Source organism: Thioclava sp. JM3 (assembly GCF_002213185.1).
In the GTDB taxonomy this organism is placed as follows: domain Bacteria; phylum Pseudomonadota; class Alphaproteobacteria; order Rhodobacterales; family Rhodobacteraceae; genus Thioclava; species Thioclava nitratireducens.
In genome coordinates, this window is the sequence record NZ_NBOB01000001.1 from 276,510 (window position 1) to 289,468 (window position 12,959).

General features: G+C 64.3%; 10 protein-coding genes. 4 read left to right on the forward strand and 6 right to left on the reverse strand.

Annotated elements, in window-relative coordinates; genetic code table 11:
* The first annotated feature begins 10 nt into the window (after positions 1–10).
* A complete protein-coding gene (gene sulP, locus B6V73_RS01305; protein WP_088724318.1) occupies positions 11–1,762 on the forward strand; it encodes a sulfate permease in 1,752 nt (583 codons plus the stop codon).
* A gap of 139 nt (positions 1,763–1,901) precedes the next feature.
* A complete protein-coding gene (locus B6V73_RS01310; protein ID WP_075774825.1) occupies positions 1,902–2,666 on the forward strand; it encodes a LuxR family transcriptional regulator in 765 nt (254 codons plus the stop codon).
* 85 nt (positions 2,667–2,751) lie between these two features.
* Here the strand turns inward: B6V73_RS01310 and tsf are convergent, their stop codons facing one another.
* The 6 genes from tsf to trkA all read right to left on the reverse strand — a co-directional run bounded on the left by tsf (position 2,752) and on the right by trkA (position 9,376).
* The gene (gene tsf / locus B6V73_RS01315) at positions 2,752–3,633 is read right to left on the reverse strand and encodes a translation elongation factor Ts (protein ID WP_075774826.1); all 882 of its coding nucleotides are present in this window, start codon (positions 3,631–3,633) and stop codon (positions 2,752–2,754) included.
* 74 nt (positions 3,634–3,707) lie between these two features.
* Positions 3,708–4,475 carry a 30S ribosomal protein S2 gene (gene rpsB, locus B6V73_RS01320; RefSeq protein ID WP_075774827.1) on the reverse strand — a complete coding sequence of 256 codons (768 nt, stop codon included), beginning with the start codon at positions 4,473–4,475 and terminating at the stop codon, positions 3,708–3,710.
* Positions 4,476–4,748: 273 nt separating this feature from the next.
* Complete coding sequence (gene hflX / locus B6V73_RS01325) at positions 4,749–6,035, reverse strand: GTPase HflX (RefSeq protein WP_240504079.1); 1,287 nt, start codon at positions 6,033–6,035, stop codon at positions 4,749–4,751.
* Positions 6,036–6,068: 33 nt separating this feature from the next.
* The gene (gene hfq / locus B6V73_RS01330) at positions 6,069–6,302 is read right to left on the reverse strand and encodes an RNA chaperone Hfq (RefSeq protein WP_038060695.1); all 234 of its coding nucleotides are present in this window, start codon (positions 6,300–6,302) and stop codon (positions 6,069–6,071) included.
* A 160-nt stretch (positions 6,303–6,462) separates the two neighbouring features.
* Positions 6,463–7,986 (reverse strand): potassium transporter TrkG, encoded by a 1,524-nt coding sequence (locus B6V73_RS01335; RefSeq protein WP_075774829.1) that lies wholly within the window; start codon positions 7,984–7,986, stop codon positions 6,463–6,465.
* A 13-nt stretch (positions 7,987–7,999) separates the two neighbouring features.
* On the reverse strand, positions 8,000–9,376 hold the full coding sequence (gene trkA / locus B6V73_RS01340) for a Trk system potassium transporter TrkA (RefSeq protein ID WP_075774830.1): 1,377 nt from the start codon (positions 9,374–9,376) through the stop codon (positions 8,000–8,002).
* A 439-nt stretch (positions 9,377–9,815) separates the two neighbouring features.
* Between trkA and B6V73_RS01345 the strand changes: the two genes are divergently transcribed.
* Both B6V73_RS01345 and B6V73_RS01350 read left to right on the forward strand, forming a co-directional pair.
* Positions 9,816–11,444: an alkaline phosphatase family protein gene (locus B6V73_RS01345; protein ID WP_088724319.1), complete on the forward strand. Its 1,629-nt coding sequence runs from the start codon at positions 9,816–9,818 to the stop codon at positions 11,442–11,444.
* Positions 11,445–11,448: 4 nt separating this feature from the next.
* Positions 11,449–12,828: a cytochrome c peroxidase gene (locus B6V73_RS01350; protein ID WP_088724320.1), complete on the forward strand. Its 1,380-nt coding sequence runs from the start codon at positions 11,449–11,451 to the stop codon at positions 12,826–12,828.
* Positions 12,829–12,959 lie beyond the last annotated feature (131 nt).

Here is a 12,959-nt window from a genome sequence, read left to right on the forward strand (position 1 = left end):
CGACGTGCCAATGCTCAAACGCTACCTGCCGATCCTAAGCTGGGGGCGCGACTACGATCGCCCGACCTTCGAGGCCGATCTGATCGCGGCGGTGATCGTCACGATCATGCTGATCCCGCAGTCGCTGGCCTATTCGCTGCTGGCCGGGATGCCGCCGGAATACGGGCTCTACGCTTCGGTACTGCCGCTGCTGATCTACGCAGTCTTCGGCACCTCGCGCCCGCTGGCCGTCGGCCCGGTCGCGGTGATCTCGCTGATGACGGCCGCCGCGGTTGGCAGGGTCGCGGCGCAGGGTACGCCCGAATATATCGCCGCCGCAGTGGCGCTGGCGTTTCTCTCGGGCGTGATGCTGGTGGTGATGGGCTTCCTGCGCATGGGCTTCATCACAGCCTTCCTCAGCCACCCGGTGCTGTCGGGCTTCACATCGGCTGTCGGTATCCTGATCGCCGCGGGCCAGATGAAGCATTTCTTCGGTATTCCGGCGGAGAGCGGCGGGATTCTCGATATTCTCGGCGGCCTCTGGGCGCATCTCGGCCAGACCAATCCCTACACGGTCGTCATCTCGATCCTGTCGCTGGTCTTCCTGTTCTGGGCGCGACGTGGGCTTAAGCCGCGCCTGCTAAAGGCGGGGCTGTCCGAGCGGCTTGCGGCCATCCTCACCCGCGCCGCGCCGGTTTACGCAGTCGCCGCGACCATCCTGATCACCTGGTCGTTCGGGCTCGAGGGGCGCGGGGTCCGCGTCGTCGGCACCGTGCCGCTCGGCTTCCCGACCCCGAGCCTGCCGCCCGCCGATATCGCGCTCTGGAAAGAACTCTTCGTCCCGGCGCTCCTGATCGCGATCATCGGCTATGTCGAGACGATCTCGGTCGCCCAGACATTGGCCGCTAAGAAACGCCAGCGCATCGACCCGGACCAAGAATTCATAGCCCTCGGCGGCGCCTCCATCGGCTCCGCGATCTCTGGATCCTTTCCGATCACCGGGGGGTTCGCGCGCTCTGTCGTCAGCTTCGAGGCCGGCGCTACGACGCCCGCCGCTGGCGCCTTCACCGCTATCGGGGTGGCGCTCGCGACCTTCACCCTGACCCCGGCCCTCTATTACCTGCCGCAAGCGACGCTCGCGGCCACGATCTTCGTCTCGGTGCTGACGCTGGTCGACATCAAGGCGCTCAAGCGCACGTTCAAATACGCCCCCCGCGAAGGCGTCGGCATGGCGCTGACGGTGCTCGTCACGCTGATCTGGGGCGTCGAGGACGGCATCGCCTTCGGTGTCATCCTCTCGATCGCGCTGCGGTTGTGGCAAAGCTCGCGCCCGCATGTGGCCGAGCTGGGCCAGGTTCCCGGCACCGAGCATTTCCGCAATATCCGGCGCCACCGGGTGAACTGCGCGCCGGGCATCCTCAGCCTGCGCATCGACGAGAGCCTGTGGTTCCCGAATGCCCGCTTCGTCGAGGAGATGATCTACGACCGGATCGCGAGCGACGAGTCCATCAAGCATGTCGTGCTGAATTGCCCCGCGATCAACCATATCGACATGTCCGCGCTCGAGGCGCTGGAAGAGGTGAACGACCAGCTCAACGACGCGGGCGTGCGATTGCACCTGTCCGAGGTTAAAGGCCCGGTGATGGACCGCCTGACGCGCTCGGACCTGATCACCCAACTAACCGGGCAGATCTACCTTACCCATTACGACGCGCTGGCGACGCTCGCCCCCGAGACCACCCAAGGTTGCGCACACGAGAGCCGTGTCGAGACCCACCGCTAAGCGTCTTCGTGCCCCACGTGGGTTGCCATGGCGCGCGAAACATAAGACATTTGAACAGGGTCTCCGGCGCGGGGAAACATGCGCCTCCGGAGTAGTGTTAATGAGCTACGCGAACTAACCGATTGTGGGGTGAAACGCGATGTTATCCTTCTGTGAGGCGGTCTTACGCGCAAAATCCGTGCAGGAAATTTGGTCCCGCCATTGCCGCGAAATGGAGCGGTTCGGCTTCGACCGTTTGATCTATGGGTTCACGAGTTTCCGAAAGGGAAACAATTTCGGCCACGAAGACGATTTGTTGATCCTCTCGAACCACCAGAAGGAATATCTCGACCTCTTCATCGGAGAGGGAAAATATCGCCACGCGCCGATGGTGCAATGGGCCGCGAAGAATGACGGGCCCTGCTCGTGGCGCATTGTCGCGGACCGCGCAATGCGGGGAGAGCTGACCCCGGCAGAGATCGACGTGATCGACATCAACCACCGTTTCGGCATCCGCGCGGGTTATTCGATCGGTTTCTCAGACCCGCTCTCCTACGCGCGCGGCGCTATCGGACTCGTGGGGCGGCCGGGGCTGAGCCAGGACGACGTCGACCGCATCTGGCGCGAGAACGAACGCGAATTGATGGTGATGAACAGCCTCGTTCATCTGCGCATCTCGACCATGCCCTATTCCACCGGGCGACGCCCACTGACGGATCGGCAGCGCGAAGTCCTCGAATGGGTGGCGGAGGGCAAGACGACCGCCGATATCGCGATCATCATGGGGCTGACCCCTTCGACGGTGGAGAAACACCTGCGACTGGCGCGCGAGGCGCTGGACGTGGACACCACCGCGCAGGCGGTCATGAAAGCCTCGGTGCAAAAGCAGATTTTCCTGAACGCCTCACACGCGGCGGCGCGTTAGGTTCGCATCCCAGACCCCTGCCCCACAATGAAAAACGCCGCCCCGATCAGGGCGGCGTTTCCTGTTTCAAAGAAGAGGCGCGGGCTTAGTTGCCAGCTGCGGTCTTCGCCACTTCAGCGGCGAAATCTTCTTCTTTCTTCTCGATGCCTTCGCCGACTTCCATCCGGACGAAGCCAGTGATCTCGACGCCAGCTTCTTTCGCGGCCTGACCGACGGTGAGGTCGGGATTGACGACGAATTGCTGGTTCAGCAGCGTGACTTCCGCGGTGAATTTCTTCATGCGGCCTTCGATCATCTTCTCGATCACCTGCTCGGGCTTGCCCGATTCACGTGCGATGTCGATCTGAACCTGCTTTTCCTTCTCGACGACAGCCGGGTCGAGATCGGATTCGGACAGCGCGGCCGGGTTGGTCGCGGCGATGTGCATCGCGATCTGCTTGCCGATGCCGTTGTCTTCGCCCTTCAGCGCAACGAGCACACCGATCTTGCCCATGCCGTCGGCGGCAGCGTTGTGCACGTAATGCACCAGCGTGTCGCCTTCGAGGATGTGCATGCGGCGCAGGTTCATGTTCTCACCGATACGTGCGATTGCGTCGGTGATCACGTCTTCGACCTTCTTGCCGTTGAGATGCGCAGCCTTGACGACTTCGACATCTTCACCGGTTTCCAGCGCGACTTCCGCGATGTCGGAGACGAGCTTCTGGAAATCGGCGTTCTTCGCGACGAAGTCGGTTTCCGAGTTCATCTCGATCGCGACGCCCTTGCCATTGTTGACGGCGAGCGCGACGAGACCTTCGGCAGCCACGCGGCCCGATTTCTTCGCAGCCTTCGCAAGGCCCTTGGTGCGCAGCCAGTCAACGGCGGCGTCCATGTCGCCATCGGTCTCGGTCAGCGCTTTTTTCGCGTCCATCATGCCTGCGCCGGTAGCTTCGCGCAGTTCCTTCACCTGAGCGGCGGTAATCGCCATGGTCGGATCTCCTTCAAGAACTCTGCGAGGGCGGGATACCCCGCCCTCATGTCATCTGGGTGACGGTCGCGGCCTTACTTGGCCTCGGCCTCGGCCAGCGCCTCTTCAACCGGGGTCTCGGTGAGGGCACCGACATCGACGCCCGCCGCGCCCATCTGGGCCGACATGCCGTCGAGAGCTGCGCGCGAAGCGAGGTCGCAGTAGAGCGCGATCGCACGGGCCGCGTCGTCGTTGCCCGGGATCACGTAATCCACGCCGTTCGGCGAGCAGTTGGTGTCGACCACAGCCACGACCGGGATGCCGAGCTTCTTGGCTTCCGCGATGGCGAGGTCTTCCTTGTTCACGTCGATCACGAACAGGAGGTCCGGCAGACCGCCCATTTCGCGGATACCGCCGAGCGACGCCTGCAGCTTGGCCTGGTCACGCTCCATGCCGAGACGCTCTTTCTTGGTCAGGCCTTCAGCGCCCTGCTCGAGCTTCTCGTCGATCTCGTTGAGACGCTTGATCGACTGGGAGACGGTCTTCCAGTTGGTCAGCGTGCCGCCGAGCCAGCGGTGGTTCATGTAATACTGTGCGCATTTCTCGGCCGCTTCGGCGATCGGGCGCGCAGCCTGACGCTTGGTGCCGACGAAGAGAACGCGGCCGTTTTTCGCAACGGTGTCGCGGATGACCTGCAGAGCCTGGTCGAGCAGCGGAACGGTCTGCGTCAGGTCGACGATGTGGATGCCGTTACGCTCGCCGTAGATGTACTGACCCATACGGGGGTTCCAACGCTGGGTCTGGTGGCCAAAGTGAACGCCAGCTTCCAAGAGCTGACGCAGGGAGAATTCAGGAAGCGCCATGTCCAATTCCTTTTCCGGTTTGCGCCTGAGCGGAGGGTCTCAGGGCATATGCCCCAACCGGTGGACTTTTGGGGATGTCTCCCCCATCGGCCCGCCTCCGCCTGTGAAGTGCGCGCGATATAGACCCATCGCGCCGCCTTGGCAACCCCTACCGGTCATGGGCGTCCCCGGGAAAACCAAGGCGCGCGCGCCCGCTTCGGCTTGGTGTAAATATCCCGGGTGAATTCGCGTCAGCGAAGAGGGGCAGCGCCCCTGCCCCGTCTCCGGCCCGGCTTACAGCGCGCGGAACCGGTTGCGCTGACTGCCGGTCCATTCGACCTCGAAGGTCCACCCCTCTTCGGTCTGCGTCTCGCCGCGGATCACGTTCTGCTCGTGCAGCCAGGCGCGTTTGCGGCCATCCGCAAAGCCCAGCGTGATCTCTTCCTGATAGCGTTCTTCCGAAAGCTTCTCGTCGATCGCCGTCAGAAGCGCGTCGAGCCCCTCTCCGGTCAGCGCCGAGATCGCCTGCAGATCGGGCTCGCGTGCCTCCTGCACCAGCAGAGCGCGGCGCGGCTCGGGCGGTACGGCGTCCATCTTGTTCCAGACCTCGATCAGCGGCACTTCCTTGGCGACGCCGAGTTTGGTGAGAATGTCGTTCACATCCTCCGCTTGCTCCTCGGTCTCGGGATGCGAGATGTCGCGGACATGCAGGATCAGATCGGCTTCGAGCACCTCTTCCAGCGTCGCGCGGAAGGCGGCGACAAGCTGCGTCGGCAGGTCCGAGATGAAGCCCACCGTGTCGGACAGGATCACCTTGCGGCCCGTCGGCAGCTCCAGCCCGCGCATCGTCGGGTCGAGCGTGGCGAACAGCATGTCCTTGGCCAAAACTTCGGCCCCGGTCACGCGGTTGAACAGGGTGGATTTCCCCGCGTTGGTATAGCCCACCAGCGCCACGATCGGGAACGGCACCTTTCGGCGTGCGGCGCGGTGAAGCTCGCGGGTCTTCACGACCTTCGCAAGCTGGCGGCGCAGACGCACGATCTGCTCGTCGATGGCGCGGCGGTCGGCCTCGATCTGGGTTTCCCCCGGGCCGCCGACGAAGCCGAGCCCGCCGCGCTGACGCTCGAGGTGGGTCCAGGCGCGCACCAGCCGCGTACGCTGATAGCTCAGCGCGGCCAGCTCCACCTGCAACACACCTTCACGGGTGCGCGCACGGTCGGCAAAGATTTCGAGGATCAGCCCGGTCCGGTCGAGGAGCTTCACCCCCCATTCCTTCTCGAGGTTGCGCTGCTGCACCGGGGTCACCGGCCCGTCGATGAAGACGAGATCGACCTCGTGCTCCTCCAGCCGCGCCTTGATCTCGGCCAGCTTGCCCTGGCCGAACAGCTTGCCCGGCTCGGGCTTGCGCAGCTTCACGATCTCCTCGCCCACCACCTGCAGATGCGGCAGGGCGGCGGCGAGCGAAACCGCTTCGGCCAGCGCAAATTCGGGCAAGTGTCGCTGGCCCTCTCGCGACGGAATGTCGGGATGGATCACGTAGGCCCGCGTATCGGGCGTCTCGGTAGAGGTCGTTTCGCTCAAGATATGTATCGCTAAAGCCGCGCGCGGCGCCGCTTAGTCGTCGCCTTCGTAAAGCGAGATAGGTTGTCCCGGCATGATCGTCGAGATCGCGTGCTTGTAAACAAGCTGAGATTGCCCGTCGCGGCGCAGAAGCACACAGAAATTGTCAAACCAGGTGATGACGCCCTGCAGCTTCACCCCGTTGATCAGGAAGATCGTGACAGGAACCTTTGTCTTGCGCACATGATTGAGAAATGCGTCTTGCAGGTTCTGTTTGTCGCCAGCCATATTATTCTTGCCCTTGTTTTTCGTATCGCGTTTCGCATCGCGCGTGATCGGACGGGCCTGATTTGCCCTTTCTTCAAGTATGCAGCGCATAGCGGGAGATTCCAGCCCAAAAAACAGTTTGTTAGGCCCTGAGCCAGAAATTGCGTATCAAATCCGGGATTCAGGCGCGCCAGAATTCCGGGTTGAACAGGGCGATGATCGCCAATGTCTCGAGCCGGCCAAGCACCATGGCGAAGGCGAAAACGGCCTTGATTGGCTCGCTCAGATGGGCCCAGCTCAGTGGCACATCGGCCGCGATCCCCGCCAGCGGTCCGGTATTCGACAGCGCCGCGATGGTCAGGATCGTCGCGGGCTCGAACGACAGACCGAACAGCGACGCCGCCATCATCACCCCGGCGATGGAAATCGCGAACAGCATGAACACGATCCAGCTGATATAGGCGCCTTCGCGGCGCAGCCGCCTCGCCATCATGCCGCCGCCCGCGATGGAGTTCGGATAGATCAGCTTGTCGAGTTCGCGCTCGCCGTGACGCAGCAGCGCGTAAACCCGCAGCAGGCGCACCCCGCCCGCGGTCGTTGCGACGCCGCCCCCGATGATCGCAAGCCCCGCGAGGATCAGGCCCGGTGTGCCCAGCCCCGACCAGTCGCGCGCGTCGTGCCAGCCGTTCGATTCGAAGCCGGTCGTGGTCAGGAAGGACAGCGAGGTGAACAGCGACCCCCAGATCGAGCGGAAGATCGCACCGAAATCGCCCGGCGTGCGCACTTCCAGCGCCGCGATCCAGTGACGCAGGAACAGGAACAGCGGCACGAGGATCACCAGCCCCGCAGCCAGACGCAACTCTGGGTCGTCGATCAGCTTCGGCGAGGCGCGCAGCTCGCCGCCCCCCGGCCAGAGCCTGCGCGACAGCGCGGGCAGGAAGAACACGAAGATCACCATCTCGCCCGCCACCCCAGAGCGCGCATTGGCCATCCCGCCCACCGGCGAGATGCCGGAGGTCGAGAGCGTGGACATCGCATGGATCAGCGCCGTCAGCGACCGGTCCCCCGCCATCAGCAGGCAGACCCACAGCAGCACCGTCAGCCCGGTATAGATAGGAGCCAGCGAGACCGCGTAATGGGCGATGCGCTCGGACATCTCCGCGCCACCATCTGCGGCCGGGGCCGCGGCGGCCGGGGCGCCAGAGGGGCCACCCGAGAAGAACACTTCGAAGCCGCCAAGCCGCATCGGCGCCAGCACCGCGATTGCCATCACAAGGATGAAGAAGCCGCCCATCCACGCCACCAGCCCACGCCAAAGATGCACCGAGCCGACCAACCGGTCGGGCTCGTAAAGCGTGCCGCCCGTGGTGGTGAAGGCGGAGACCATCTCCCACCAGCTATTGAAAAACGACGTGTCGCGCACCGCGATATAGAACGGCACTGCCAGCATCACGGGCAGCACGGTGAAAGCGGCCAGCATGATCAGAAGGCTCGCCCGCCCCGCCCGCGCAGGCCGCGGGTTCGACCCGTTGGCCAAGCCGATCAGGGCGGTCGCGAAGAGAAACAGCGTCGCCGAATAGAAGAACGATCGCGCGGTATGGTGATGATGCGTCAGGAGCGCGTGGATCGCCGGCACATACATCGCCAGCGCCGAAACTCCCATCAGGAGTATCGGCAGCGGCAAGGCCTTGATCATGCGTTCCATCGCGGACCGGCCCTTAGAAGAAGTCGATGGAGACCTGCAACAGGCGCTCCACTTCGGGCACGTCGGAGGTCAGAGCGAAGAGAACCACGATATCGCCCTCCTCGATCCGGGTATTGCCGGTCGGTTTGACGATCTTGTCGCCCTTGCGGATCGCGCCGATCAGAACCCCTTCGGGGAAATCGACATCGCGCACCGCCTTGCCCGACATCGGCGAGGTTCCCATGACCTGCGCCTCGATCGCCTCGCCCTCGGCATCCCCGATCGAGTAGATCGCACGCACCCGGCCATGGCGGATATGGCGCAGGATCGACGACACGGTGGTTGCCCGGGGGTTGATATAGGCATCGATATCGAGCGCGCTCAGCAAGGGCGCCAGCGTCGGATCGTTGATCAGGCAGATCGCCATCCGGCAGCCCGCCTGTTTCGCGCGCACCGAAACGAGAATGTTCGTCTTGTCGTCATCCGTGATCGCCAGAACCGCGTCGGCGGTGGCGATATTCGCCTCCTCCAGCAGTTCCGAGCTCATCCCGTCTCCGTTGAGAACGATCGTACGGTCCAGCGCATCGGCGGCCTTCTCGGCCTGCGCGCGCGAGCGCTCGATGATCTTGGCACGCACGCGCTCGGTTCGCGCTTCGAGGGACTTGGCCACGCTGAGACCGACGTTGCCGCCGCCGATGATGACGATGCGTTCCTGCTTCTGCGTGGATTTGCCGAAGATATCGAGCGTGCGGTTCACGTCCTCGACATGGGCGAAGACATAGATCTGGTCGCCCGCGAAAAGCTGGTCACCCGGCTCGGGCGCGAACAGCCGCCCCTCGCGGCGAATGCCCACCACGACAGCGCGCAGCGTCGAGAACAGATCGGTCAGCTGCCGCAGCGGCGTGTCGAGCACAGGGCAATCAGCGTCCAGCTCGATCCCCAGCAACTGCAACTGCTCGTCGAGGAAGCTTTCGGTGTCGAAGGTCGAGGGCGCCGCCAGACGGCGCAGCGCGGCCTCGGCCACCTCGCGCTCGGGCGAGATGATGACGTCGATCGGCAGATGATCGCGGCGGTAGAGATCGGAATATTCCGGCTGCAGATAGCTTTGCGCCCGGATGCGGGCGATCTTGCGCGTGATCCCGAAGACCGACATCGCGACCTGGCAGGTCACCATGTTGACCTCGTCGGAATGGGTTGCGGCGATCATCAGGTCGCAATCGCGCGCCCCGGCCTGCTCGAGAATGTCCGGATGCGAGGCGAAGCCCACCACGCCCTGGACGTCGAGCGTATCGGCCGCGCGCCGCACCAGTTCGGGATTGGAATCCACGACCGTGACGTCGTTGCGCTCGCCCGCCAGATGGCGCGCGATCTGCCAACCGACCTGACCCGCACCGCAGATGATGACCTTCATGGCAAATGCCTCCGCGCCTTACTTGGCCCCTATCTAGGCCGCGTTGCCGGGGGTGGTCAAATGGCAAACACGCAAGCCGCATGTCAGCCTCGTAAACCTAAGCCCGTTCCTCTTGCCGAGAATGTCCTTGGGGGTGAGGCAGGATAAACGAACTTCAAGCGGACGGACGCCCCGCCGCACGCTCCGTAGCGCCAGAGAACGGCCGTGGCGAGCGGAGGCCGCCCCCCTGCTCAGCCCCCCTCGCAAAACCTAGCCGGTGCGCCCGCGCCGCGATCACCGGTCGCTCACGCAACATCCCATCCGCGTGTATCCGCGCCGGTCTCACTGAGCGGTGATGGCGCGTGAGCGGAACCGTCACCGAAGTGTCAAATGACGCCCCTAGCCAGAGGCCACGCCCCGTAACGCACGGGAAAGCTGCCATCTCAACGAGGGACTTCACATGATCGACACGCTCCGCCCGACCGGTGCCGTCAGCGCGCTCGCGCTGGCTTGCGCCGCCGCGACCGCCCAGGCTGCCACCGCCGCCGATACCCAGACCGCCACCCCGATCAAGCATCTCGTGGTGATTTTCCAGGAGAACGTCTCCTTCGACCATTATTTCGCGACCTATCCGAAGGCCGCCAACCCCAAGGGCGAGCCGCAATTCACCGCCGCGAAAGACACGCCCAAGGCCAATACGCTCGCAAGCGCCGGTCTGCTGAAGAACAACCCCAACAAGAGCAATGCCGTCAATGGCGCGAATGCCGCCGCCCCGTTCCGGCTCGACCGGACGCAGGCCGCGTCCGCCGACCAGAACCACGGCTACACCGCCGAGCAGGCCGCTTTCCACGGCGGCAAGATGGATGCCTTCCCGGCCAATACCGGCAAGGGCACGAAAGGCGGCACGGGCGCATTCGGCACCAAGGGCCAGGTGATGGGCTATTACGACGGCAATACCGTCACCGCACTGTGGAACTACGCGCAGGCCTACGCGATGAACGACAATGCCTTCTCGAGCACCTTCGGCCCCTCGACGCCGGGCGCGATCAACCTCGTCTCGGGCCAGACCAATGGCGCGGTGCTGCCAAAGGGCTACAAGCTCGAAGCCGACGGCACCTATGACAAGGGGCGCGTCGTACCCGACGGCAATGGCGGCTGGACCATGATCTCGGATCTCGACCCGACCGGCGATGTCTGCTCGAACCCGAAATACCCGACGACGCTTATGGGCGGCAAGAATATCGGCGATCTGCTGAACGCTAAACACGTTACCTGGGGCTGGTTCGAGGGCGGCTTCGACCTGACCGCGGTGAACGGCAACGGCACCACCGGCTGCGACCGCTCGTCGCTCTCGCAGGTGACCGGCGAGACCTCGAAGGACTACATCCCCCACCACGAACCCTTCCAGTATTACAAATCGACCCGGAACGTCGATCACACCCGTCCCGCCTCGGTCGATGTGATCGGCACGTCGGACGATGGCGGCGCGAACCACCAATATGACAGCAAGGATTTCTACGCGGCCCTGAAGAACGGCAACCTGCCGGCGGTGAGCTTCCTGAAAGCGCCCGCCTATCAGGACGGCCATGCGGGCTATTCCGACCCGCTCGACGGGCAGGAGTTCATCGTCAACGCGGTCAACGCGCTGCAGAAATCGAACGACTGGAAGGACACAGCGATCGTCGTGACCTATGACGACTCCGATGGCTGGTATGACCACGCGATGGCAGTGGTGAACGGCTCGAACATCCCGGTCGCGGGCTATGACGTGCTCAATGGCAGCAACTGCGCCAGCGACAAGACGCTGCCCGGGCTCGACGGCAAGCCCGCGCAGGGCCGTTGCGGCTACGGCACCCGCATCCCGATGCTGGTGATCTCGCCCTATGCGAAGAAGAACGCGGTGGATCACACACTGGTCGATCAGTCCTCGGTCACCAAGTTTATCGAGGATAACTGGCTGAACGGTCAGCGCATCGGTCAGGGCTCCTTCGACGCCCAGGCGGGCGAGCTGAACGGCATGTTCGACTTCTCGAAAGCGGCCAATGGCAAGCTGATCCTCGACCCGGCCACCGGCAACCCGAAAGGCTGAGGCGATGAGACTGCCGAACCTGAGATTGATCACTCCCAGAACGATCCGTTCGGCACAGGGGGCCGCGAGCATCACGCTCGCGGCTTTCCTTTCGGCCACCCCCGTCGGGGCAGCGTCCGACGCCGGTTCGAAAACGACCGCGCCCGGAGATGCCGATCTGAGCGCCGTGGCCACGATCGGCAAGGCGCTGTTTTCTGACCCCACGCTGTCAGCCAGTGGCCAAATGAGCTGCGCGAGCTGCCACGACCCGGGCAATCACTTCGCGCCCTCCAATGCCCGCCCGGTGCAGCTCGGCGGGGCGTATCTCGACCAGCCGGGACTGCGCGCGGTGCCATCGCTCACATACAAGCGCCAGACGCCACCCTTCACCTTCGGGATGCTCGACCCGACCTCGGAGGCGGGCGAAGCCGCGCCGCAGGCGGTCGCACAGCAAGGGACGGGCGCGAAAGGAGCCGCAGGAGCAAGCGCATCTACGCAGCCCGCGCCGCAAAAAACCGCCGGCACGCCCGCCGCCGCGAGCCCGGTGCCGCGGGGCGGTCTGTTCTGGGACGGGCGCGCGGATACGCTGCAAGAGCAGGCGCTGGCCGTCCTCTTCACTCATTTCGAGATGGCAGAGCCCGACCGCGCAACCCTCGCCGCGACCCTGCGAGCGCGCTATGGCGACCGCTTAGCGCGGCTCTTCGGCGAGGCGGTGCGTGACGACGACAAGATGCTGATCGACGAGGCCGCCTTCGCTTTGTCGCGCTACCAGACCGAGGCGGTGGAATTTCATCCCTATACCAGCAAATACGACGCCTTTCTCGCGGGCGAGGCGCAGCTTTCGCCGGCAGAGGCGCGGGGCCGTGCGCTCTTCGACGATCCGAAGAAGGGCAATTGCGCGGCCTGTCATCTCGACACCCGGTCCGCCGATGGTCGCCCGCCGCAATTCACCGATTACGAATACGAGGCGCTCGGCGTGCCCCGCAACCCGGCGATCCCGGCCAATGCCGATCCGCAGTATATCGATCTCGGTCTGTGCGGCCCGCTGCGCCACGACACGATTTCGACGCAGCCCGGCAATTGCGGGATGTTCAAGACCCCGAGCCTGCGCAACGTCGCGACCCGGCACGTGTTTTTCCACAACGGTGTCTACACCAGCCTGCAACAGGTCCTGCGCTTTTACGCCAAGCGCGACAGCGATCCCCGCGCGATTTACCCCACGCGCAACGGAAAAGTGGCGCGGTTCGACGACCTGCCCACTCGCTATCAGGGAAATATCGACCGCACCGACGCGCCTTTCGGACGCAAGCCCGGAGAAGGCGACGCGCTGACCAAGGCCGAGCAAGCAGATATCATCGCCTTTCTCGAGACCCTGACAGATGGCTACGCACCGCCGGAGGAGTAATCAGAGCCACTGGCGAGGGACCTCTTGCGAGGCCGCTTCCGCCTTCGAGCCATGCTGCACTCCGGCGACGGGGCAGCGCCCTATGCCTCTTAAGTTTTGTCGCCATCCGGCGACGGGGTCAGCGCCCCCTG